The sequence below is a fragment of the Pseudomonas sp. MDV22-iso1 genome (assembly GCF_058145095.1).
On the sequence record NZ_JBYVMF010000001.1, the window covers coordinates 150,563 to 174,707 of the forward strand.

Consider the following 24,145-nt stretch of genomic DNA (forward strand, 5'->3'; position numbering starts at 1 on the left):
GGTTAAGGCGGGATATCTGGTTGAGGGTCCGAACGCGCAAAAAGTTCATCAGCACACGCACCGCTCGCTCCTTACTGCTAACTGTGACAGCAGCTTGAAGATGCCTTTTCGTCATAGCGGTCGTGATGGCGCACCCATTCCATGATTTCCTCCTCATTGCGCCCCTTCGGCGTCAGATCCAGGTAGTTGTAGGCGCCGACCAACATGTCCAGGCCGCGGGCATAGGTGGAATACGTGTGGAAGATTTCGCCCGCATCGTTGCGATAAAAGACGCTGAGGCCGGGAAGTTCTTCTTCCGCGCCGTCGGATTTTTCGTAGTTGTAGGTGGACGTGCCAGCGGCGACTTCGTCTGCGCGGGCGGAGACGCCAAAGTCATAGTTGAAATCGCAACCGGCTGACGATACCCAGTCGAATCTCCAGCCCATGCGCCGTTTAAAGTCCTGAAATTCGGCAAACGGCGCATGAGAAACCGCGACCACGGCAACGTCATGATGCGCCAGGTGCTGATTGGCGCCATCAATGTGGTCGGACAGGAAAGAGCAGCCGGAGCAGCCCTCTTTCCAGCCCTCACCAAACATGAAGTGATAGATGACCAATTGGCTGCGCCCACCGAACAGGTCGGCGAGTTTCAATTCGCCATTGGGCCCCTGAAAGCGGTAATCCTTGTCGATCTTCACCCAGGGCAGGGCGCGGCGTTCAGCGCTGAGTTTGTCCCGTTCCCTGGTAAAGGCTTTTTCGTGAGCCAGGTGTTGTCGGCGGGCGGCGAGCCATTCTTCTCGGGACACGACCGGATGATTCTGAAGGTTCATGAGAGATTCTCCTGCGAGCAGCGGGGAGGTGACTTACACAGACTAGTCGTTGCACCCTGGCGTGATTCGACATGCCGCCGGTCGGCATGGTTGAAAACCTCGGCTGAACGGCTGCCCGACGCGCAGGTCACACGTTATGAAGGCCACCTCACTCTCTGGCTTGGAGGTTGAATCAGGATGACGACTTATAACTGGGATCTAATCGAGCGCCTGCTGCACGAAGTGCAAAACGGCGCGAGCAGCTTTACGCCGCGACCCTACGCCGAGCAATACGCCGCGGAAAAAGCCTCGGAAGGCGAACAAACTGAAAACCTCGATCACCTGAAGGCGGTGGCAGGCGAGTATGAAAAGTTACTGCTGGAGCGCGGATATATTGAACCTCGGCCTGAAGAGCAGGGCGGTACAGGCTCGAATTACATTTTGACGCCCCGTGGCTCAAGCCTGTTGAGCCTGATCGACAGCAGCATTCCGGGGAATGATCATCCACGGCAGGTGCTGGATGAGCAGGAAGATGCGCTGGATGAGCTGACATTTGATGAAGTAGCGTCCAAGGCACAGATCGCCTGAACGCATCTCTCAATGTAGGAGTGAGCCTGCTCGCGATAGCGGTCGGTCAGTCAACGTCGTTGTCGGCTGTGAAACCGCTATCGCGAGCAGGCTCACTCCTACATGGGGTTGCCGAGCATTTAACTTTTTTGTGCTGCTTTCAGACACTTCAGATCGTTGAAATCCTTCCTCACCCCCTCAATCTTTTTCAGCAAACGCTGACGTTGCATCGGCGTGCTCTCTGCCATCAAATCAACGAACAATCCCCGCGCCTGGGCTTCTGTCTTGGCATAGGCTTCGCGGTAGGCCGGCGTCCACAAACTCTCGCGATTCACCAGAAGCGTCTCGATTCTTTGTGGGAATTCGGGACTTTGCCGTTGCGCAACGGCGGCGCTGAATTGCTTCTGCCAATGAACGCGGTTGGCGATCCATTGAGTGTTCTGGTCACCCAGGGCTGTTGACCAGGCGATGACACGTTGCCGTTGGGTTTCACTCAAGGGGCCGAGCCAGTCGTCCAGACGCTTTTCCATCCGCTGCGCACGTTCTTTGATCTGCTGATCGAGAGACGGCTTGAGGTATTCCTCCTGGCGTTTGCGCTGATCCTTGGCGAACGCGTCGTTCATCTCCGCGACTTGTTTGTCGTCCAGTCCTTTCAATAACTCAATGGCCGACGGGGTGATTTCACGAGCGGTCTGGGCGATGGCCGCTTTGGCTTCCTGGGTGCGGGCTTGCAGGGCGGCATCGGTCACCTGATTGGTTTCCACCATCCCCTGTAACCGGTCCAGCCAATCCAGGTAGCCGGGCAACTGCGTGGTGCAATGCCAGCTCAGGTGCTCCTTGAGGCGTTCGTTGAACCAGCCTTTCTGCTCGCCGTTCATGTCCAGGTAGTCGCTGAGCGTCCACGGAATGATCACATCGAGGTTGCGATAGGCCAGCCCCACGCGACTGCAGGCGCCGAGAGCAAGGCTGAGGGTGATAACGACGGCGAGATATTTTAACCAGCGCGACATGGGCGAGTCCTTGCGAAAGCCTGGCTTCTTGAGGGGATGCTCATGTGAACGCAGGATGAGCCTCGCAGTTCAGCCTATCAATAAAAGGCGCGTTCAGCCTTGAGGGTCACCAGGCCGTCGCACTGGCTGTTGTGCCCGGAATAGGCGGAGCAGTCGTTGCCGCTGAGGTTGGAATCGCTGTAGATCAGGTCCAGGTCAATGCCCATGAACGGGCGGGACAGTTGCACCGACCAATCGGTGAAGCTCCCTATGTAGCCGCCATCGACGGAGACGGGCGCGTTGAGCTGATGGGTGGTGTATTTCATGCTGATCCCGATGCCAAAGGGCTGGTTGCCGCCGAGATCGGCGAAGACGGTGCTGTTCTGTTTGTCGGGGTCGTTGCTGAAGGCCGCACCGAAACGACTGCCCAGAAACGTCAGGCCGCCGAAAAGCTCCTGGCTGTCGAGCGTGTCCACTTTCGGATAGCTGTAATGGATCATGCCGACTTCGTAGCCGAGGGTTTGGTCGAAGGGTTGTTTAAAACCTACGTAGGAATCGACCTCGAGGTTCTTTCCCGGACTCAGGCCCATGCTCGGCGCCCATTGGCCCACATAGAAACCGCTGTCGTGACTCAGGTCCAGGCCTCCGTGGAAGGAGCCGGTGCTGGCGGGTTTGACCAGCCCTTGAGCCATGCTGCGGCTTGGGGTCGTACCCAGTTTCAGGTCGAAGTCGCCCATTTCACGCTGAAAAATTTGCGCATTGGCGACCGAGCACGACAACAAGGTGCCGAGCAATATGAGGGGGGGCTTGAGCATGCGTCACTCCATGAACAGCGAGGAGCAGGAACCAAAAACCTACGCAAACGCTTGATCTAGACGTGTGCAAGCATACCGGCGAATGCTCGGCTTCGAAGGCCGTTCGTCGATTTTTGAAATATTGGTTTATTGAGGAGGGTGTTGCGGGGAGGTTCCAGTCCAGGCGCTTTGAAGCTCAAAGCACCCAGGGACCAGTTGCAGCGGATGTTACTTTTTGCCCAGCGTGATCTGCTTGGACGGGCCGAACGTCTGGCCGCTGACGCCTTTGGCAATTTGCTGGATTTCGCCGCCAGACTTGAGGAACGCAGCGATCTGGTTGTTGATCGATTCGCTGGTTTCAACGGCTGGAGCAGGCTTTGCTTTGCTGTTGGATGCTTTTACACGCATGGCGGCCATTAACCTGTAGAAAATTAACTTGGCCATGCATCGTACAGGAAATACTTGACAATTGCTTGGCAAATATCCCCCTGAAACTCTTTTGCCGGGCTGAAGTGTCGTCGGGAAACTGTCTTCGTATTATCACCCTAAGCTGCTGTTTTAACTAAAAACGTGCCTCTGAAAAAAGCAATTTATAGCGGCGATGCCAGAACATTATTCATCGGCATAGTCAGACGAGTGGCCGCTCTGTGCCTGAAATCCGAAAAAACCAGTCCTTTGACCAGATTTTCTGTCGCCGCTGGACCGGTCGGTGAGCGCGGCCCGCAAAACCGGGTAGAATGCCGCCCACGCAATGAGGGTATTGGACATGGCTTTAGTCGGGCGTTACAACAGTTTGCAAGTGGTTAAACACACTAACTTCGGTTTATATCTGGACGGTGGCGCGGACGGCGAAATCCTTCTGCCTAATCGTTATATTCCCAAAGATATTCCCAGCGAAGATGAAGACTGGCTCAACGTTTTTATTTACCTGGACAGCGATGACAAACTCATCGCAACGACTGAAAAGCCGAAAGTTCAAGTCGGTGACTTCGCCAGTTTGAAAGTAGTTGAAGTCAACAGCATTGGCGTTTTCCTGGACTGGGGTTTGCCCAAGGATCTGCTGCTGCCGTATTCGGAAGAAAAACGTCAGATGACGGCCGGCGAGTATGTCGTGGTGCACGTTTATCTCGATAAACACACCCGCCGCATCACCGCGACGGCACGTCTGGATCGTTACCTGGACAAGACCCCGGCCAACTACACGCCGGGCCAGGAAGTGAATTTGCTGGTAGCCGAAGCGACCGATATGGGCTTCAAGGCGATCATCAACAACAAGCACTGGGGCTTGATTCACAAGAACGAAATCTTCAAATTCATGCGTGCCGGTAAAGAAGAGAAGGGTTTCATCAAGGAAGTCCGTCCCGACGGCAAGATCAGCTTGAGCCTGCAACCGGTTGGCGAAGAAGCCGCCACCAGCCTCAACTCGAAGATCCTCGCCAAGTTGCGTGAAAACAACGGCAGCCTGCCGGTCAGCGACAAAAGCGATCCGACCGTGATCAGCAGCCTGTTTGGCGTCAGCAAAGGCAACTTCAAGAAAGCCATCGGTGCGTTGTACAAGAACGGCCAGATCGTGATTCATGCGGATCGCATTGAACTAAGCTGACCTCGACACGGCCTCTTGTAGGCGCTGTCCGTAGCAGTGCCTACATTGGCTTTGGGGTCGCAAATCATGAAAAGAATGTTGTTTGCCTACGCAGGCACCTTGCTGGCGTTTCTCGTGCTCGACGGCCTCTGGCTGGGCGTGCTGATGGCGCGCACGTACCGGTCTTTGCTCGGTTCGCTGATGCTCGACCGGCCGCTGCTGGCCCCGGCTGCGGTTTTCTACCTTCTCTATGTGCTCGGTTGCGTGGTGTTCGTCGTGCTACCGGCGACGAGCTGGCAACGTGCGGCGGGTATGGGCGCGTTGTTGGGGCTGGTCGCGTACGGCACCTATGACCTGACCAACTGGGCGACCCTGAAGGGATGGTCTGCGCAACTGGCCTTGATGGACATGGCGTGGGGCGCGCTGCTGACCTGTGTTGCGTGCACCGTTGGCTATTGGGCAATGCGCAAAGCCGGGTGATGACGCAACCAGAGATTCAAATGTCTCTTGCAGACGCTATTTCCTGCCCGATTGGTTAATAATCGAACGTATAATTTTTCGCCCCGACGCCATTGCTCAATGGATGGTCGGGGCTTTGCGTTGACTGACGAGTTTCTGCCATGGATTGTGTTGTCGAGGTGTTCCGGTGAGCGCCACCCGGCGTAGCGCCGATGGGTTTGCCCTGCAAGTCATGCTCGGTTTGTGCCTGATCTGGGGTGTCCAGCAGGTCATGATCAAATGGGCGGCGCCGGATATTGCTCCGGTCATGCAGGCAGCAGGGCGGTCAGGCATTTCCGCCGTGCTCGTAGGCTTGTTGATCTGCTGGAAAGGCGGCTGGGATCAGGTAAGTACCACCTGGCGCGGCGGTTTGCTGGCCGGTGCGCTGTTCGGGCTGGAGTTTTTCTTCATCTCCGAAGGCCTGCAACTGACGACAGCGGCCCACATGTCCGTCTTTCTGTACACCGCTCCCATTTTTACGGCGCTGGGCGTGAACTGGCTATTGCCCAGCGAACGTCTGAGGCCGGTGCAATGGCTGGGCATTTTTCTGTCCTTCATTGGCATCGCCGTCGCGTTCGCCGGTGGCGTTTCCTGGGACAACCTCGATCGACGCATGTTGATGGGGGATGCCTTGGGCGTACTGGCTGGCGCTGCGTGGGGCGCGACAACCGTGGTCGTGCGCGCTTCGCGTCTGTCTGAAGCACCGGTAACCCTGACGTTGTTTTATCAATTGATGGTGGGCTTTATCGGTCTGTTGCTGATCGCGATCATCAGCGGCCAGGTGACCCATGTCAGCCTGACCACCGTTGCGGTGGCCAGCGTGCTGTTTCAGGGGCTGATCGTCTCGTTCTTCAGTTACCTGACATGGTTCTGGCTGCTGCGCCGTTACATGGCGGCAAACCTGGCTGTGTTTTCGTTCATGACGCCGTTATTCGGTGTCACCTTCGGCGTTGTGCTGTTGGGCGAAGAATTGAGCCTGAACTTCGTCATTGGCGCGGTGCTGGTATTGCTTGGCATCACGTTTGTCAGCGCTGAACAGTGGGTACGCCGTCGTTTGCGCAAAGCCCTCGGGCAGTCGTGATCCCACTGATCGACAGTACCCCCGCGATCAGCAGGCCACTGCCGGCGAAGATCAATGCGGCTTGCAGGCCGCCACTGAAATGGCTGCTTAGCGCGGCCAGCAGCGGGCCGGCGAGCTGACCCACGGCAAAGCAGGCGGTCAGCAATCCGGCGTTGCGTTGCGTGGCGTGTGGCGCCAGCTCCCGGGAGCGTTGCATCACCAATTGCATGCAGGCCAGGAACGGTGTGCCACACAAGATGACGCCCAGCGCCAGGCCCAGGCCGCTGCCCAGCAGGCAAGCGAAAACCCCGGCCGCTTGCAGCCACAATGTCGCCATCAACCAATGCCGCGTTGCGTCCGGATTGTGTCGGCGCAAACTCACCACGACCACGCCCGTCGCTGCCGCCAGTCCAAAGCAGGGCCAGAACAGGTCAGCCTGCCATTGCCCATGAAATTGCGCGTTGGCCATTTGCGACAGGAATGTGGCCGGGATGATGTAGCCCAAGCCATACAAGCCATAGATCACGCCCAAGCGGCCGATGCCCGGGCTGCCTGTGCCGGCATCATTCATAGGTGCGGTGACGTTCGCGACCTGTTGCGGCAAGAAGGGCAGGATCGCCAACAACATCACCAGCCCGACCGCGGCATACACCAGCCACAGCGTGGCGGACGTCTGGCCCAGCAGGTTCGAGCCCAGCGCCAACAGTCCTGTCAGAAAAATACCCAGGCCGGGTCCGGCAAATACCAGCGCACCCAGTCGTGGGCGACCGGCTGCCGCTGCCAATGGCTGGCTCAATGCGGTGATCATGACCAAGACCCAGGCGCTGGCGACGCCCGTGCCAAAGCGCAATAGCAGATGGGACCAGAAACCACTGGCCCAGAAAGACGCCAGGGTCAGCAGCACACACAGCCACAATCCGCCCAAAAGGCGCCGGCGAACCTGATCAGGGCGTCGGGAAAACATGGCGTCCACGGCACCGACGAAATAGCCCAGGTAGTTCGCGGCAGCAATCAGGCCCGCAGCGGTCAGGTCTATCTGACCTTCGCTGATCAAATGTGGCAGTTGCGGGGTGAGGGCGAAACGGCCGATACCCATGGCCATCATGAGCGCGATGAAACAGGCGAGTAAGCGAATCAGAGGAGACATGGTCTGAGTTCCGGCAGAGGATCAATGACCGTCAGGCTAGGACTGATTGACTTTCTTTAAAAATGAATAATAGTGAGTAACTTGTTCTTATTTGGAGAATGGTGTGGAATTCAGTCAATTGCGGATCTTTCAGGCCGTCGCCGAAGAAGGCTCGATCACCCGAGCGGCTGAGCGCCTGCACCGCGTACCGTCTAACCTGTCGACCCGGCTCAAGCAGCTGGAAGAGCAGCTCGGTGTCGAACTTTTCGTTCGCGAGCGACAGCGTTTGCAACTGTCCCCTGCGGGAAAAGTCCTGTTGGACTACACCGCCAGGCTGTTCAGCCTGCACGACGAAGCACGGGCCGCCGTGCAGGGCGGGGAGCCGGCTGGCGACTTCGTGCTGGGCACGATGTACAGCACCGCCGCCATCCACCTTCCAGCATTGCTGGCGCGCTATCACCGCAGCTACCCGGCGGTAAACCTGCAGGTGCAGTCGGGACCCAGCGGAGAATTACTGGAAGGCTTGCTGACCGGTCGACTCGATGCGGCGCTGGTGGACGGGCCGCTGGAACTGGCCGGGCTCGACGGCGTGCCATTATGCGACGAGCGGTTGGTGCTGATCAGCGAGGCTGATCATCCACCCGTGCGCAGTGCCCTGGATGTGGAGGGGCGCTCGGTGTTCACGTTCCGCCAGGGTTGCTCATACCGCATGCGACTGGAAGCCTGGTTCGCCCATGACCGCGCGGCCATGGGACGGGCGATGGAGATTGAGTCTTACCCGGGGATGCTGGCGTGTGTGATCGCAGGCTCTGGAGTGGCGCTCATGTCAGAGTCAATGCTGGCCAGCTTGCCGGGGCGCGAAAGCGTGGCGGTGCACCCATTGGCCGAGCCGTTCGCGAGCGCGACCACCTGGTTGATGTGGCGCAAAGGCATGGTGGGTGCCAATCTGAATGCGTGGATCGAACAGCAACAAACGGTCTATCCGTCGGCCACACATCCGGTTCAGGCGATTGCTTGAACTATCACTGAATGATTTGGATCAATTCAGTAACAGATCATTGCGACTTTTGCCGAGCATTGCGTAGGACTTCGGACTATTATCAGTGCGAAGCGGCTACAGAATTCCGGCCGCTCGGCACTACCCTGAAGGGGGCACCATGAAAGAGAAAATCCAAAACTGGCTGCACGACCTGGGTATCGCACTCGGTTTGATCGAACCGCCTCTGCAACCTGTGCCAATCCGTACCGACGACGAGCAGCGTCGACGCCAGCCACGCCGCCGGTAAAGCTGAGTCAGGTTCGGTAGTACTGCAGACCTGGTTTCGTCAGAGGGATAGATGACCTATCCCTCAATGCCTACCTACCTCTATTAAAAAACGGCTCAAGTCATTGGCCGTTTTTGCGTTTCTGAGCATTTGATCTTCCTCGCCCGTAAACGCGGTCAATCCCAGCTCATCCTCCAAATGGAAGATCAGCTCTTCAATTTCCTGTTTATCCAGTCCCAACGCTTCCAGGCTCGCGTTGTCGTCGAAGTCATCCTGAGATTCCAGTAAGCGGCTGATAAAGCGATGCACGGCGGCACGAATGGCGGCTCTTTTCATGGTCGTTCTTCGAGGGCGTTATTATAGTTTTCCCGTTCTTGAGTACAGCAGGCTTGCGCAACGCCAGCCCTGCCACTCGTCTGTGCAGCACCTTTCTGCAGGCGAAAAAAACGGGTGTGGCAACCGACGCCACACCCGTCGAAGAAAACGTTAAGGCATTCTTTTCAGATCAGAGTGCGCTCGCCACCATGGTCGGGCGACGGGACATCAGGCTGACCAGCACGAAACTCACCAAGCCGACGCCCAGGCTGTAGTAGATCGGGGTGTTGGCGTCCAGACCATCCTTGAACATGAACACCAGCGCAGTGGCAAAGCCCATGCCCATACTGGCGATGGCCCCTGCGGTGGTTGCACGTTTCCAGAAGATCGCACCCATCAGCGGAATCAGCATGCCGCCCACCAACAGGTTGTAGGCCAGCGTCAGTGCGCTGATCACGTCGTTGACGACCAGTGCGATGCCGAGCACCACGAGGCCGGTCAGCAGGGTGAATATACGGTTGATGCCCAGGCTCGACTGTTTACCGCCACGCAGTTTCGGCAGCAGGTCTTCGGTCAGGGTGGTGGAGGCGGCCAGCAGGCCGGCGCTGGCGGTGGACATCATGGCTGCCAGGGCCGCAGCGATCACCAGGCCACGGATGCCGTCCGGCAAGGACAGTTTGACGATGGCGGCGAAGGCGTTGTTGACGTTGTCCAGGTCCGGGATCAGCACGTGAGCGGCCATACCGATCAGGGCGCACACCAGACCGTAGATGATGCAGTAGATGCCCGCAGTGGTGCCGGCGTACCTGGCGACTTTTTCACTGCGTGCAGTGAACACCCGTTGCCAGATGTCCTGGCCGATCAGGATCCCGAAAAAGTAGATCATGAAGTAGGTGATGATGGTATCCCAGCCAATGGCCGTGAAGCTGAAGCTGGTAGCCGGCAATTGCGCTACCAGTTGATCCCAGCCACCCACGCGGTACAGGCAGATCGGCAACAGCAGGAACATCAGGCCGACGGTCTGGATCCCGAACTGGACAATGTCGGTCAGGGTCAGCGACCACATGCCGCCGATGGTCGAGTAGATCACGACGACACCGCCGCCCAGCAGCAAGGATATCCAGAATGGCAGACCGAACAGCACTTGTAGCACGGTGCCGATTGCCAGGATCGAGGTCACGCCGATCATCAGGGCATAGGCCAGCATGATGGTGGCGCTGGCGGTACGGGCCATTGGGTTGTAGCGTTTTTCCAGCACCTGGGTGACGGTGAACACTTTAAGTTTGAGCAGGGGTTTGGCGAGAAACAGGTTCAGCGCGACGATCCCGCAACCCAGTGCGGCGCAGAGCCAGAAACCGGAGATACCATGGACGTAGCCCAGGCGCACAGTGCCGACGGTGGACGCGCCACCCAGCACAGTCGCGGCCATCGTGCCCATGTAGAGGCTCGGGCCGAGGTTACGACCGGCGACCAGGTAGTCTTCGTGGGTCTTGGCCTTGCGCATGCCGAAGTAGCCGAGAACCAGCATCGCGGCGGCGTAGATGAGTACGACGAATAAATCCAAAGCCATGATGGCGTGTCTCCGATTGTCTTTTTTATGGTGAGGCTGAAAAGCAATGTGGCAATCAGGCCGCTTTTTGTGGCGAGGGAGCTTGCTCCCGCTGGGCTACGCAGTAGCCCCAAATCTTTTGCGACTGCTGCGCAGTCGAGCGGGAGCAAGCTCCCTCGCCACAGAGGTTCCGTTAACCACCGTTTTTTCGAATCAGGCGACTGGCCGCATCGCCGGTTTAACGAGCGAATCCGTGCCCTTGCTACGTGAATCATTTGGCCCGAACACAGCAGCCGATTCCGGGAACAGGCTCAGCAGTGCCAAATACACCACTGACGCCAGGCCCAGCGTGACCGGCAGGCTGATGTCGATGCCGTCGGCGAGATTGCCCAAAGGTCCGACAAACTGGCCCGGCAGGTTCACAAAGCACAAACCCACCAGCGCACTCGGGATCCAGGCACCCAGGCCACGCCAGTTCCAGCCGTGGGTGAACCAGTAGCGGCCACCTTTCTCGCCGCGAGTAAACACCTGCAGGTCATCCGGGCAGTAGAAGCCGCGACGCACCAGCAGACCGATGATCATGATCACCATCCAAGGGGTGGTGCAGGTGATGATCAGCACGGCGAAGGTCGACACGCTCTGCACCAGGTTGGCCGCAAAGCGTCCGATGAAGATGAAGGCGATCGACATCACACCGATCAGCAAGGTCGCCTTGACCCGCGACAACACGCGCGGAAACACGCTGGACATGTCCAGCCCGGTGCCATAGAGGGAAGTGGTGCCCGTGGACATGCCGCCGATCACGGCGATCAGGCACACCGGCAAAAAGAACCAGCTCGGGGAAACCGCCAGCAGCCCGCCCACATAGTTGTTGGCCGCGATGTAGTCCGGCGCCTTGATTGCAACGATCGTGGCGGTGGCGAGGCCAAACAGGAAGGGGATAAGGGTGGCGATCTGTGCGCCGACCACGGCAAGCATGATTCGACCTTTCGGGGTCTCCCGTGGAATGTACCGCGACCAGTCACCGAGGAACGCCCCAAAGGAAATCGGGTTGCTCATGGCGACCAGTGCCGCGCCGATGAAGGCGGCCCAGAAACCGGCCTGACCCATAGCGACAGTGCCGGCGAAATGGCTGTCGAACGTCGGGGCGAACGCGAAGATGCCGAGCAGGAACAGCGCGCTGGCAGCCCACACCGCAATGCGGTTGACCCACAACATGAATCGGAAACCGTAGATGCACACGGTCAACACCAGGATCGCGAACAGACCGTAGGCCAGGCCCAATGTCAGGTCGGTTTCCGGGAGGCCGATCAAGCGTTTGGCGCCACCAATCAACGCATCGCCCGAACTCCAGACCGACAGTGAGAAGAAGGCGATGGCGGTCAACAGCGACAAGAACGAACCGACGATCCGCCCGTGCACGCCAAAATGCGCACCGGAAGACACGGCGTTGTTGGTGCCATTGATCGGGCCGAACAAGCCCATCGGTGCAAGGATCAGCGCGCCCAGCAATACGCCCAGCACAATCGCCCAGACACCGGCCTGAAACGACAGTCCGAACAACACCGGGAAACTGCCAAGCACTGCGGTAGCAAAGGTATTGGCGCCGCCGAAGATCAAGCGAAACAGGTCGCTGGGTCGGGCGTCACGCTCATGATCCGGAATCTGTTCGACCCCGTTTGTTTCAATGCTGCTAAGGCTTTTTTCTTTGTTGTTGTTATTCATGATCTGCTCCGATCATAAAGGCGCGCTCATCGTGCGTGAGCGTCACCTGTTTGGCTAAGGGGGTGGCAGCCCTTCCGGCATGGCGGACAAATGTTCGTGACAGGCCAGCCATAGGCCTTGTTGTTCTCGGCCAGACGCTTGTTTTTTGAAAACAATCGTCTCGCGCTCCTGGCTGAAGTGTTGCTCCCCTTGCATGCGCAGCTCGGTGGCCACGTCATGGATGAAAATCGCCACATCACCTTGCAGGCTGACAAAGGCGTTGCTTGAAGTGCACGACAGCACTTCGAAGCCATCCTCCGAGCGCCAGGTGTCCCACAACGCCTGGTAGGCATCGCGCGACAGCAGGGGTTGCTCGAGGGTGTAGAACACGAAGCTGGCATCGGCGCTGAAGGCGCCGAAGTAGGCTTCGCGATCGTTACGGGCAAAGGCCGACACCAGATCGGCGGCGGCTTTCAGTACCTGATCGCGTTCGTTCATGACCGATTCTCAGCGGTGGACCACGCCTGGCAGTACGCAGAGCATTTCGTACAGCAGGTTGGCGGCCAGCAGTGAGGTGTTGCCGGTTGTGTCGTAAGCGGGCGAGACTTCTACCAGATCGCAACCCACCAGGTCGAGGCCTTGGCAGCCCCGCACGATCTCGATTGCCTGAATGGTCGTCAGACCACCGATTTCCGGAGTGCCGGTGCCCGGTGCCCAAGCCGGGTCGATGCCGTCGATGTCGAAACTCAGGTACACCGGACCACCGCCAACTTTCTCGCGAACTTCAGCCATCAGGGGAGCCAGGGATTTGTGCCAGCATTCTTCGGCCTGCACCACGCGGAAACCCTGTTTACGGCTCCAGTTGAAATCGTCAGCGGTGTAGCCCTGGGCGCGCAGACCAATCTGGACCACGCGATCCGGGTCCAGCAGGCCTTCTTCAACGGCGCGACGGAAGGTGGTGCCGTGGGCGATTTTCTCGCCGAACATGTGATCGTTCACATCGGCGTGGGCGTCGATGTGCACCAGGCCGACCTTGCCGTGCTTCTTGTGAATGGCACGCAGGATCGGCAGGGTGATGGTGTGGTCGCCGCCCAGAGTCAACGGGATCACGTCGTGTTCGAGGATGTTGTCGTAGGATTCTTCGATGATCCGCACGGCATCCAGCAAGTTGAAGGTGTTGATCGCGACGTCACCGATGTCGGCCACCGACAGGGAGTCGAACGGCGCAGCACCGGTCGCCATGTTGTAAGGACGGATCATCACCGATTCAGCGCGTATTTCGCGAGGCCCGAAACGGGTGCCAGGGCGCAGCGAGGTGCCGATGTCCAGCGGGACGCCAACAAAGGCAGCATCCAGACCAGCAGCGGTAGGCAAATGGGGGAGTCGCATCATGGTGGCGATGCCGCCGAAGCGCGGCATTTCGTTGCCGCCCAGTGGTTGGTGAAGAATCTTGTCCACGGGTAGGGCCTCATCGTCGTTGTTTTATTTATGTCGGTTACGCCGTTCATGGAAGCACGGGTACCGCTGTGGGCCGATTCTGCGAAATGTAGTGCCCGGGAAGAATCGCTACGGGCAAATACTTAGTTCAGATTTTTCTAAACTAATGACGGGAGGGGCGATAGACTTCTCCGCCTGAGGACCTCGCCCTGCGCGACTGCGCGACTGATCTCCTGTAGGAGCTGTCGAGTGAAACGAGGCTGCGATCTTTTGATCTTCAACCATCAAGATCAAAAGATCGCAGCCTCGTTTCACTCGACAGCTCCTACAAAGCGGCGGAGAAACTCAGGAAATGATCAGCTGCTGTCTGGAGCCCCCATGGCCAACGCTTTACCCGACCTGAAACTATTGCGCATCTTCGTCAGCGTGGTCCGTCATCAGGGGTTCGCCACTGCCCAGCATGAGCTCAACCTTTCCACGTCGGCGATCAGCACTTACATGAGCCAGCTCGAAGCTGCGCTTGGCCTGGTGCTCTGCCATCGCGGTCGAGGTGGTTTCAGCCTGTCCAGCAAGGGCGAACTGTTTCATCAGGAAACCTTGCGCCTGTTGGCCGAGCTCGAAGGTTTCGAGCAATACGCCGCGGCCCTCAAAGGCGAGCTGCGTGGCACGCTGAATCTGGGGGTGATCGACTCTACCGTCAGCGACAAGGCCTTGCCCTTCGCCGAAGCCATCGGCGCCTACAGCCAGGAACACCCGGCGGTGCATTTGCACCTGTCGGTCATGAGCCCCTATGAGCTGCAACTCGGCGTGCAGGACAATCGCCTCGACCTGGCCATCGGTGCTTTCTCGACGCGCATGAGCGGTCTGGTCTACATGCCGCTGTACCGTGAACAGCACTGGTTGTATTGCAGCAGTCGCCATCCGCTGTTCACCGAACGACGTATCCCCGAGCAAGTCATCACCCAGCAGCGCATGGTGGGGCGCGGCTACTGGAGCCAGGCGGAACTGGCGCGTCATGGCTTCAAACACAGCGCGGCGACGGTGGAGAGTATGGAGGCGCAGCTGATTCTGGTGCTGTCGGGCGCCTACATCGGTTATTTGCCGGAGCATTACGCCCAGGCCTGGGCCGACAAGGGCGATTTGCGCGTGCTGTTGCCGGCGACGTTCGGCTATCAGGCGCCATTTTCGATGATCGTGCGCCGTGGCCGCAGCCGTGAACCGTTGATCCAGACCTTCCGCGATTTGCTCAAAGCACAGCTCAATCAGGCTGCTTAAAGGAAAAGCAAGCATGTCCAGACTCCAATGCCCACGCTGCCTGCGCCCGCAAACCCACTGCCTGTGCCCGCTGATCCCGCACCTCGATAGCCGCACCCGGGTGTTGCTGTTACAGCATCCCAGTGAGGTGAACCATGCGCTGAACACCGCGCGGTTGGCGGCATTGGGGCTGAAGAATGCCGAGCTGGTCGTCGGCGAAGTGTTCGAGGATTTGCCGGCGCTGTTGAATCGCCCAGGCTATAGGGCGCGATTGCTGTTTCCTGCCGATGATGCGCAGACGTTGCAGGCGTACACCGAACACGAGGAACCGCTGTTGCTGGTCGTGCCGGACGGTACCTGGCGCAAGGCGCGCAAAATGCTGCACCTCAATCCGCTGCTGGCAGCGTTGCCCCGGGTGACCCTGGCTGAGGGCGGGGTGTCGCGATATCGATTGCGCAAGGCGCCGGGACCGGGTGCGTTGTCGACGGTTGAAGCGATCGTCCAGGCCTTGCAAACGCTGGAAGCGCCGAGCTCTTTCGAGCCGTTGCTGAAGCCGTTCGAGGCATTGATCGAGGGGCAGATTGCGGCGATGGGGGAGGATACCTTCCAGCGCAATCATGGGCCGAGATAGGTGTTGCTAGTGCTGGCCTGATCGCCAGCAGGCTAGCTCCCACAGTTGATCAGTTGAGAATACAAAGTCTTGATCGCTCCCAAATCCCCTGTGGGAGCTAGCCTGCTAGCGATAGCCAGTGCACAGTCAATGAAGATTCTGGCCTGATCTATCGTTCGCGCATCGCCTCGGTCCGTGCCTTGAGCACCGGTTTAAGCAGGTAATCCAACACACTTTTCTCCCCGGTAATGATATCCACCGTCGCCACCATCCCGGGAATGATCAGCAAAGGCTTCACGTCCCCACCCAGGTGATTCTTGTCGGTCCTTACCTGGATCAGATAAAAGCTGTTGCCCTTGTCGTCGGTAATGGTGTCCGCCCCGATCAACTCCAGCTTCGCACTCAGCCCGCCATAGATCGTGTAGTCGTAGGCGCTGAACTTGACCATGGCTTTCTGGCCGGGGTGCAGGAATGCCACGTCTTGCGGCCGGACCTTGGCTTCGATCAGCAGGTTGTCTTCCAAGGGCACGATTTCCACCATGTCACTGCCCGGCTGCACCACGCCGCCAATGGTGTTGACCTTCAGCACCTTGATAATCCCGTGCACTGGCGAGACCACCGTGGTGCGGGTGACGCGGTCGTCGATGGCAATGCTTGATGCCGTGATTTTCGACAGATCGGTGCGTTTCTCATTCAGCTCTTTGGCGGCGTCCGAGCGGAATGACTGTTCCGACTCGTCAATCTTGCTTTTGATTTCGTTGATCGCCGATTCGGCTCGGGGAATCGCCAGCGTCGTGGCGTTCAGCGAGCCGCGTATCTCCACGGCGCTGCGTTTGAGGCGCAGGATTTCCACCGGGGACACCGCCCCGGTTCCCACCAGGGGCGCGGACATGTTCATCTCTTGTTGCAGCAGAGCGAGGCTCGAACTGAACTGGCCCTGTTTGGAGCGAAATTCCGCCAGTTCCTGGGTTTTTTGCCGAAGTTGCTCACTCAACGTGCGCTGTTCGCTGGCCAGTCGACGCTGCCGTTGTTCGTACAGGGAGCGTTCGTCCTCGGCCACTTGCGGTGCCTTGGCAATCACTTCTGCCGACAGCTTGAAAGGTCGTCCTTCGGCCTCGGCAGATAACCGTTCGACCTGCGCCGTCAAGGCATAACGGTCCGCCTCGCTTTCACCCTTGTTCGACAGAAACCGCGTGTCATCCAGGCGCAGCAATTTGTCGCCCTTGTTCACCATTTGCCCTTCGCGCACGAATATTTCAGTGACGATGCCGCCTTCCAGGTTCTGGATCACCTGCACCTTGCTCGACGGGATCGCCTTGCCTTCACCCGTGGTGACTTCCTGCAACACGGCAAACTTGGCCCAGACCACCGCGCTGATAAGCAGACCGGCCGCCAGCCAGACGGTGATCCGCGACCAGCGCGGTGAGTCCTGCAACGCGGCGCCGGCGGTTTCCGGCATGAATTCGCTTTCGGCACTTTTGCTGAAGCTGCCGAAGTAGCCGCGATCCTTTGAAGCGTCGGACGATGTACCAGCCATGGGCTACTCCTAGACCGCCGCAGAGCCGACACGGCCCTTGCGCAGTGCATCGATGACCGCTTCTTTCGGACCGTCGGCGACGATCCGTCCGTTGTCGAGGACTACCAGACGATCCACGAGGCTGAGCATGGAGGTACGGTGGGTCACCAGCAGCAAGGTTTTGCCCTGGACCCAGCTGTGCAGTTTTTGTCGCAGGACGTCTTCGCTGCTGTTGTCCATAGCGCTGGTGGGTTCGTCGAGCAGCATGATCGGCGGGTCGAGCAGCAAGGCTCGGGCCAGCAACACAGCCTGACGCTGGCCACCGGAAAGCAGTTGACCGCGTTCTCCCACGGGCCGGTCAAAACCCTGAGGATGCGAGCGGGCGAGTTCGGTCACGCCGGTGAGCTCCGCCACTTCGAGCATTCTGGAGTCGCTGATGTAGCGGGCACCGAGGGTCAGGTTGTCGCGCAGGCTGCCGGCCAGCAGTGGCAGGTCATGGGCGACGTAGCCAATCTGCTGGCGCAAGTCGGCGACGTCGAGTTGCCGCAGGTCCAGACCGTCGAGCAGCAATTGGCCTTCTTCGGGTTCGTAGAAACCCATGACCAACCTCGCCAACGTGCTTTTGCCCGAGCCGCTGCGGCCGATGATGCCGATGCGCTCACCGGGTTTCATGCTGAAACTGACGTTGTGCAGCGCCGGGGCATTCTGCCCGTTGTAGTGGAAGGTCACGTTGCTGACGTCCAAAGCGCCTTGGAGTTGCGTGCGTTCCAGTGGCCGCTGTTTGCCGTCGCGTTCCTGCGGCAGCCCCATCAGCGCATCGGTGCTTTTCATCGTCAGTTGCGCTTGCTGGTAGCGCGTGATCAACCCGGCGATCTGCCCCAGTGGCGCGAGTACCCGACTGCCCAGCATGTAGGTCGCCACCAGTGCGCCGACGCTGAGGTTGCCGGCAATGATGCTGTAGACCCCGGCAACGATGGTCGCCATGCCCGAAAATTGTTGGATGAATAACGTGCCGTTGGTGGCCATCGCCGAGAGGTTGCGCGCATGGCTGTCGAGGCGGGTGAGGGCGCCGTGGGTGCTTTCCCATTTGTGCTGGCGCTCGCTTTCAGCGCTGCAGGCCTTGAGGGTTTCCAGCCCGCCGAGGGTTTCGATCAACAAGGCCTGGCGTTCGGCGCCCAGGCTCAGGCTTTTTTGCACGGTATCGCGCAGGCGGACCTGAATCACCATGGCGAAGATGATGGTGATCGGGAACGCCAGCATTGGAATCACCACCAGCCAGCCACCGAGCAAGCCGATCACCACCAGCATCAGTACGGCGAAGGGCAGGTCGATCAGACTGGTAAGCGTGACCGCCGTGAGGAATTCGCGCAGGCCCTGGAAATCGTGAATGCTTTGGGCAAACCCACCGATCGTGGCAGGTCGCGATTTCATCGACATGCCGGTAATGCGTTCGAACAGAGTGGCCGACAAAATCACGTCGGTTTTCTTGCCCGCCGTGTCCAGCAAATGCGCGCGGACCACGCGCAGGACCAGCTCGAAACCGGTGCCGATCAACAAACCGATGGACAGCACCCACAGCGTGGAGGTGGCCTGGTTTGGCACCACCCGGTCGTAGGTCTGCATCACGAACAGCGGCACCATCAAACCCAGCAGGTTGATCAGGAAGCTCGCCAGGATCGCATCGCTGTACAGCCATTTCGACAGTTTCAGCGTGTCGCGAAACCAGGCCTCGACGCGCGGCACCAGCGGTGAGCGCAAGTCTTCGAGTTCATGGCGCGGCCGGGCGAACAACGCCTGGCCACTGTAATTTTCAGCCAGCTCTTCACGGCTGACCCATTGTTCCCCGCCGTCGGCTTCGCTGGGCAGGATCAGCAAGCGGCCGTCATCGCCGAAGCGCCGCAGAATCGCGGTACGACCGTTATTGAGGATCAGCATCACAGGGAGGTTGAGGGGGGAAATGTCCGCCAGCTCACGACGCAGCATGCGCGCCTGCAAACTTGCCCGGGCCGCTGCGCGAGGCAGCAGGTCCAGGCTCAGGCGCTGCTTGTTCAACGGCAGGCCGGCACTGAGACTGGCGCGACTGACCGTCGCACCGTGGAGTTTGCAGAGGATCAAGAGACCATCAAGAAGGGGGTCATCGAAGCTAAGACGCGGATCGACACCGATGTTGCCGGGTTCCATGCTGGTCACATTGATCGCTCCAGTTGAACTGTCACATCAATACAAATCCCTGAAGCAACTACCGCAGCCGGCGATCTTTTGATTTTGTTTTTTTCAGAATCACATCAAAAGATCGTCCGAACACGGCCCGAGCCTGTGGGGTTATCTCAGTTCAGGCAAACGAGCTTCGCTTTTCACTTCAGACTGGGCGACCGCATCGGCAGGCAACACCACACGCTGCTTGCTCAACAACTGACCCATGTTCGCCAGCACGCGGTACATCGAGTATTCCTCGGTGTAGCGCACTTCGGTGTAGCGGCGGTTGGCGTTGTAGAGTTCGTTTTCACTGTCGAGCAGGTCGAGCAGGGTCCGCTGGCCGAGGCCGAACTGATCCTGGTAGGCCATACGTACACGCTTGGTCGTCTCGGCGTATTCGCGGGCGGTCGGCGTTTGCTTCTTCGCGTTGAGCATGGCGTTCCACGCCAGGTGGATGTTCTCGTTGAGCTGGCGCAGGGCGTTGTTGCGGATGTCCATGGCCTGGTTGATCTGGTGCGCATTGGACTGCAGGCGGGCCTTGTCGCTGCCGCCGCGGAACAGGTTGTAGTTCATCACCACACCGACGCGCCACTCGTTATCGTGACCTTCGTCGCCTTGCACGTTGTTGTTCGCGCCCACCGCTGCTTCGGCGTCGAAGCGGGGAAAGAACGGCGACTTGGAAACTTCGTACTGGCTTTCGGCCGATTGCACGTCGGCTTGGGCAGATTTCAGGTAAGGGTTGTTATCCACCATGCTCTGCTGGGCTTCAGTCAAGGTGGCAGGCAATTCGCCGCGCGTCGATGGCAGAGTTTCCAGCTCATCCGGCAGGCGCCCTACAACGCTGAAGAAATTCGATTCGGCATCGGCCAGATCCACTTCCGCGGTGTCGAGGTTGTTTTGCGCCAGTGCCCGACGAGCGGTGGACTGGTCGGAGTCGGCGGTGCTGCCAATACCGCGCTCGGTCCGCAGACCGATCTGGTCGTTGACCCGAAGGTGGGCTTGCAAGTTGTTTTTTGCCAGGGTCACCAGTTCGCGACGCTTGAGCACTTCGAGGTAGACCTCGATGGTGCGCAGTGCCAGGTCCTGGGCGGTGCCTTGCGCGTAATAGGCACGGGAGTTGACCACGCCTTTGGTGCGCTCGACTTCGTTGGCCGTGTTGAAACCATCGAACAGCATCTGCCGCAGACGCAGCTCGGATTGGGTGTAGGTCAGGATCTTGGTGTTGTGATTGCCCAGCGAACGTGTGTTGGTGTTATCGCTGTACCCGCGCCCGTATGCGGCGTTCAGGTCAACCGATGGATAAAAGCCCCCTTTGGCGACTTTGACTTCTTCGTCCGCGGACAGGCGCGAGTCCACGCGTGAAGCCAGTTCCGGGTGTGTGGCAATAGTGCTCTGAATCGCCTCGGTTAACGACATGGCGTTAGCCTGAGATGTGCAGGCCATTGCCAGCAGGATCGCGCTGCAGAGGGGGGTTAAAACGCGCATGGATGAATCTCCCTGAGTCCTAATGATGCTTATCAGTCGCCAAATATTTGACGGCATTTATAGTGAAAACCGTTTCAAGCTTGTAACAACACAGCTAAGAACATTCTAGCGCATAGCTAAGAAATATTTCTCATAAGCCTTATGCCAAAAAAAACTTATGCGCTCCGAAAAATCCAGCACATTGTTCTCTCGTGGAACCCTTGTATTACGAGCCCTAGGGAGCTTGCAAGGGCAAAATTTAAGTTCCATCCATTTATCGATAAGGGACGAAGAGGTGCTGGAGGGGAGGGAGGCGGGGCAGTTGAGGGGGTGACATTTTTTTGTCACTTTGCTGATTCAGGACTGTTACGCATCGCTCGGAGGTGATCATTTCTGCCAAACGGGATCCCAAAGTCGTTGATTACATTGGGTTTGTCCGATTCCGGCGCAGGTCATCGATGAGCGACAGGTTTGGCGAGAGTGTCGCCAGGGCAGCGGATTACGTAACGTAAATCAAGCTGTCCGGCAGGTGTTTTCGCAAAGCGGCTCGCTTCAGACATGGGCACTTTCTTCGCAAAAAAATTTGGTTGCCGGCACTGGTTGGCGGCAGAGGAGATGCACATGGCTACGCTCATCGGTACCGTCTCGAAGGTCATTGGTCAGGTGTTCGCGGTCGCGGGTGATGGCACCCGACGCGCACTGGTTGAAGGTGATCGGCTGTTTGCCGGCGATCAACTGGTCACCGGCGCGGAAGGGGCGGTGGCGGTGCATTTGAAAAACGGCCAGGAATTGACTCTGGGGCGTGACAGCAGCCTGCAGATGACCTCCCAGCTGCTCGCCAATCAGGTGCCCCATGTGGATTCGCCTGAGATCGTTACGCCAAGCGAAGCGCAGCTGACCGATGTTGAACAACTGCAAAAAGCCATTGCGGCCGGCGAAGACCCGACCCAGACCGGTGAAGCCACTGCGGCTGGACCGTCTGGTGCTAATGGGTCCGGTGCACTGGGCGGTGGTCACAGTTTTGTGCTGCTGGAAGAAGTGGCAGGTCGAGTCGATCCGACCATCGGTTTCCCGACAGCGGGCTTCAATGGCATTCCGGAGTTTCCGCTGGAGCGTCATTTCGCCGATCTCAATGACAACGTCAACGACGACGCACCTCCCGTCATCGTCCCGCCGCCACCCGTGAACAATCCGGTTACCCTCGGCGGTCTCAATTCGACCGGTGGCGAACTGACCCTCAATGAAGCCAATCTGCCTGACGGCTCGGCCAGCAACCCGGCGGCGCTGATCCAGAATGGCACCTTCACCGTGAACGCTGCCGACGGCCTGCTGAACCTCAGCATTGGCGGCATCAGCGTGTTAAGCGGCGGCGTGGCTTCAGGCTTTCCGCAATCGATCACGACCCAGTTGGGCAACACCCTGACCATCAACGGTTACAACCCGGCAACGGGCGTGGTCAGTTACAGCTACACCCTCAATGGCAACGACACCCATTCGGCCGGCGATGGCGCCAACAATCTCAGCGAACAATTCACCGTGGTCGCCAGCGACACCAATGGCGATACCGCCACCGGCACCCTGGACATCAACATCACCGACGATGCGCCCAAGGCGGTCGATGACAGCAACGCCAACACAGCGTCGGAAACCCTGGTGACCCTGACCGGCAGCGTGCTGCCCAACGACACCCAAGGCGCCGACCGTATTCCAACCGGACCCAACAGCGGGCCAGTGATCGGTGGCACCTTCACCGGCACGTACGGCACCCTCGTGCTCAATCCGAACGGCACCTACACCTACACGCTGAACACCGATGACGCGGACTTCAAGGCGCTGCACGGCGGCGGCAGCGGGACGGAAAATTTCGTCTACACCCTGACCGACTCGGACGGCGATACCAGCACGGCGACGCTGGTGCTGAACATTCACAACAACGACGACCCGGTGACGATTGGCGGGCTAGGCGTGTTCGGTGGCGAGGTCACCGTCTACGAAAAAAACCTCGGCGACGGCAGTGCACCGGACTCCACCGCGCTGACTCAAAGCGGCACCTTCACCATCACCGCCCTTGATGGCGTACAGACCCTAAGCATTGGCGGCATCAACGTGGTGGTCGGCGGCGTGAGCGCAGGCTTCCCGCAATCAGTTGTCACGCCGTTGGGCAGCACGCTGACCGTGACCGGTTTCGATCCCGCCACCGGCGTGGTCAGCTACAGCTACACCCTGGCCGACAACGAAACCCATCCGAACGCCAATGGCACCAACAATCTGCCTGAGCAATTTGCCGTCACCGTGGTTGACGACAACGGCACCACGGCCAATGGCACGCTCGACGTCAACATCGTCGATGACGTGCCCAAAGCGGTGGATGACAGCAACGCCAGCACCGCATCGGAAACACTGCTGAGCCTCAACGGCAATGTGCTGACCAACGACGTACAAGGCGCCGACCGTGTCGTCACCGGCGAGAATGCCGGCCCGATCACCCCCGGCACCTTCACCGGTGTTTACGGCACCCTGGTGCTCAATGCCAACGGCACTTACACCTACACCCTGAACATCAGCGATGCCGATTTCAAAGCCCTGCACGGCGGTGGCGACGGGACGGAAACCTTCGCCTATACCATCACCGATTCGGACGGCGATACCAGCACCGCGAACCTCGTTCTGCAGATCCATAACAACGACGACCCGGTGATCATCGACGGCCTCAGCGTCAACGGCGGCGAGTTGACCGTCTACGAGAAAAACCTCGGCGACGGCAGTGCACCGGACTCCACCGCGCTGACTCAAAGCGGCACCTTCACCATCACCGCCCTTGATGGCGTACAGACCCTAAGCATTGGCGGCATCAACGTGGTGGTCGGCGGCGTGAGCGCAGGCTTCCCGCAATCAGTTGTCACGCCGTTGGGCAGCACGCTGACCGTGACCGGTTTCGATCCCGCCACCGGCGTGGTCAGCTACAGCTACACCCTGGCCGACAACGAAACCCATCCGAACGCCAATGGCACCAACAATCTGCCTGAGCAATTTGCCGTCACCGTGGTTGACGACAACGGCACCACGGCCAATGGCACGCTCGACGTCAACATCGTCGATGACGTGCCCAAAGCGGTGGATGACAGCAACGCCAGCACCGCATCGGAAACACTGCTGAGCCTCAACGGCAATGTGCTGACCAACGACGTACAAGGCGCCGACCGTGTCGTCACCGGCGAGAATGCCGGCCCGATCACCCCCGGCACCTTCACCGGTGTTTACGGCACCCTGGTGCTCAATGCCAACGGCACTTACACCTACACCCTGAACATCAGCGATGCCGATTTCAAAGCCCTGCACGGCGGTGGCGACGGGACGGAAACCTTCGCCTATACCATCACCGATTCGGACGGCGATACCAGCACCGCGAACCTCGTTCTGCAGATCCATAA

The 24,145-nt window shown here is 59.0% G+C and carries 22 protein-coding genes; 9 read left to right on the plus strand and 13 right to left on the minus strand.

Annotated elements, in window-relative coordinates; all coding sequences use genetic code 11:
* Nucleotides 1-77 precede the first annotated feature (77 nt).
* Nucleotides 78-809, minus strand: a complete 732-nt coding sequence (locus AC3ZVB_RS00665) for a DUF899 domain-containing protein (protein ID WP_162436881.1) — start codon at nt 807-809, stop codon at nt 78-80.
* A gap of 177 nt (nt 810-986) precedes the next feature.
* Here AC3ZVB_RS00665 and AC3ZVB_RS00670 point away from each other — a divergent pair, with 177 nt between their 5' ends.
* Nucleotides 987-1,376, plus strand: a complete 390-nt coding sequence (locus AC3ZVB_RS00670; protein WP_162436880.1) for a transcriptional regulator — start codon at nt 987-989, stop codon at nt 1,374-1,376.
* A 119-nt stretch (nt 1,377-1,495) separates the two neighbouring features.
* On the opposite strand, the gene AC3ZVB_RS00675 is transcribed toward AC3ZVB_RS00670, so the two are convergent.
* The 3 genes from AC3ZVB_RS00675 to AC3ZVB_RS00685 all read right to left on the minus strand — a co-directional run bounded on the left by AC3ZVB_RS00675 (nt 1,496) and on the right by AC3ZVB_RS00685 (nt 3,555).
* Entirely contained in the window at nt 1,496-2,365 is an 870-nt protein-coding gene (locus tag AC3ZVB_RS00675) for a DUF6279 family lipoprotein (RefSeq protein WP_194690699.1), read from the minus strand.
* A gap of 77 nt (nt 2,366-2,442) precedes the next feature.
* A complete protein-coding gene (locus AC3ZVB_RS00680) occupies nt 2,443-3,159 on the minus strand; it encodes a TorF family putative porin (RefSeq protein ID WP_162436878.1) in 717 nt (238 codons plus the stop codon).
* 207 nt (nt 3,160-3,366) lie between these two features.
* Complete coding sequence (locus AC3ZVB_RS00685; protein ID WP_017337097.1) at nt 3,367-3,555, minus strand: PFL_1563 family small protein; 189 nt, start codon at nt 3,553-3,555, stop codon at nt 3,367-3,369.
* A 349-nt stretch (nt 3,556-3,904) separates the two neighbouring features.
* Here AC3ZVB_RS00685 and AC3ZVB_RS00690 point away from each other — a divergent pair, with 349 nt between their 5' ends.
* From AC3ZVB_RS00690 to AC3ZVB_RS00700, 3 genes are all read left to right on the plus strand, one after another.
* Nucleotides 3,905-4,741, plus strand: coding sequence for a CvfB family protein (locus tag AC3ZVB_RS00690; protein WP_194690697.1), 837 nt, complete (start codon nt 3,905-3,907; stop codon nt 4,739-4,741).
* Between the two features lie 66 nt (nt 4,742-4,807).
* Nucleotides 4,808-5,200 (plus strand): DUF2177 family protein, encoded by a 393-nt coding sequence (locus tag AC3ZVB_RS00695; protein ID WP_162436876.1) that lies wholly within the window; start codon nt 4,808-4,810, stop codon nt 5,198-5,200.
* A gap of 166 nt (nt 5,201-5,366) precedes the next feature.
* Nucleotides 5,367-6,299, plus strand: a complete 933-nt coding sequence (locus AC3ZVB_RS00700; RefSeq protein WP_490145524.1) for a DMT family transporter — start codon at nt 5,367-5,369, stop codon at nt 6,297-6,299.
* On the opposite strand, the gene AC3ZVB_RS00705 is transcribed toward AC3ZVB_RS00700, so the two are convergent.
* Nucleotides 6,244-7,425, minus strand: coding sequence for an MFS transporter (locus AC3ZVB_RS00705; RefSeq protein ID WP_490145525.1), 1,182 nt, complete (start codon nt 7,423-7,425; stop codon nt 6,244-6,246). The two genes, AC3ZVB_RS00700 and AC3ZVB_RS00705, sit on opposite strands and share 56 nt — an antisense overlap.
* A 103-nt stretch (nt 7,426-7,528) precedes the next feature.
* Here AC3ZVB_RS00705 and ptrR point away from each other — a divergent pair, with 103 nt between their 5' ends.
* Entirely contained in the window at nt 7,529-8,422 is an 894-nt protein-coding gene (ptrR, locus tag AC3ZVB_RS00710; protein WP_162436873.1) for a putrescine utilization regulator PtrR, read from the plus strand.
* Nucleotides 8,423-8,561: 139 nt separating this feature from the next.
* Entirely contained in the window at nt 8,562-8,690 is a 129-nt protein-coding gene (locus AC3ZVB_RS00715) for a PA1414 family protein (RefSeq protein ID WP_268932885.1), read from the plus strand.
* Nucleotides 8,691-8,753: 63 nt separating this feature from the next.
* On the opposite strand, the gene AC3ZVB_RS00720 is transcribed toward AC3ZVB_RS00715, so the two are convergent.
* The 5 genes from AC3ZVB_RS00720 to speB form a co-directional block, all read right to left on the minus strand.
* Nucleotides 8,754-9,005, minus strand: a complete 252-nt coding sequence (locus AC3ZVB_RS00720) for an acyl carrier protein (RefSeq protein WP_162436872.1) — start codon at nt 9,003-9,005, stop codon at nt 8,754-8,756.
* A gap of 169 nt (nt 9,006-9,174) precedes the next feature.
* Complete coding sequence (locus tag AC3ZVB_RS00725; protein WP_162436871.1) at nt 9,175-10,554, minus strand: sodium:solute symporter family protein; 1,380 nt, start codon at nt 10,552-10,554, stop codon at nt 9,175-9,177.
* 192 nt (nt 10,555-10,746) lie between these two features.
* On the minus strand, nt 10,747-12,258 hold the full coding sequence (locus AC3ZVB_RS00730) for a purine-cytosine permease family protein (protein WP_490145526.1): 1,512 nt from the start codon (nt 12,256-12,258) through the stop codon (nt 10,747-10,749).
* Between the two features lie 54 nt (nt 12,259-12,312).
* Nucleotides 12,313-12,735 (minus strand): YybH family protein, encoded by a 423-nt coding sequence (locus tag AC3ZVB_RS00735; protein ID WP_490145527.1) that lies wholly within the window; start codon nt 12,733-12,735, stop codon nt 12,313-12,315.
* A 9-nt stretch (nt 12,736-12,744) separates the two neighbouring features.
* Complete coding sequence (speB, locus tag AC3ZVB_RS00740) at nt 12,745-13,695, minus strand: agmatinase (RefSeq protein ID WP_162436868.1); 951 nt, start codon at nt 13,693-13,695, stop codon at nt 12,745-12,747.
* A 357-nt stretch (nt 13,696-14,052) separates the two neighbouring features.
* On the opposite strand from speB, the gene AC3ZVB_RS00745 reads away from it, so the two are divergent.
* Nucleotides 14,053-14,949: a LysR family transcriptional regulator gene (locus tag AC3ZVB_RS00745; RefSeq protein WP_490145528.1), complete on the plus strand. Its 897-nt coding sequence runs from the start codon at nt 14,053-14,055 to the stop codon at nt 14,947-14,949.
* A gap of 13 nt (nt 14,950-14,962) precedes the next feature.
* Complete coding sequence (locus AC3ZVB_RS00750; protein WP_490145529.1) at nt 14,963-15,559, plus strand: tRNA-uridine aminocarboxypropyltransferase; 597 nt, start codon at nt 14,963-14,965, stop codon at nt 15,557-15,559.
* Nucleotides 15,560-15,707: 148 nt separating this feature from the next.
* Here AC3ZVB_RS00750 and AC3ZVB_RS00755 read toward each other — a convergent pair whose 3' ends face one another.
* The 3 genes from AC3ZVB_RS00755 to AC3ZVB_RS00765 form a co-directional block, all read right to left on the minus strand.
* Entirely contained in the window at nt 15,708-17,075 is a 1,368-nt protein-coding gene (locus AC3ZVB_RS00755) for an HlyD family type I secretion periplasmic adaptor subunit (RefSeq protein WP_162436865.1), read from the minus strand.
* A 9-nt stretch (nt 17,076-17,084) separates the two neighbouring features.
* A complete protein-coding gene (locus AC3ZVB_RS00760; protein WP_162436864.1) occupies nt 17,085-19,244 on the minus strand; it encodes a type I secretion system permease/ATPase in 2,160 nt (719 codons plus the stop codon).
* Nucleotides 19,245-19,376: 132 nt separating this feature from the next.
* A complete protein-coding gene (locus tag AC3ZVB_RS00765) occupies nt 19,377-20,735 on the minus strand; it encodes a TolC family outer membrane protein (protein WP_162436863.1) in 1,359 nt (452 codons plus the stop codon).
* A 600-nt stretch (nt 20,736-21,335) separates the two neighbouring features.
* Here AC3ZVB_RS00765 and AC3ZVB_RS00770 point away from each other — a divergent pair.
* Nucleotides 21,336-24,145, plus strand: a 2,810-nt coding sequence (locus AC3ZVB_RS00770) for a retention module-containing protein (protein WP_490145530.1), incomplete at its 3' end; no start/stop codon positions are given.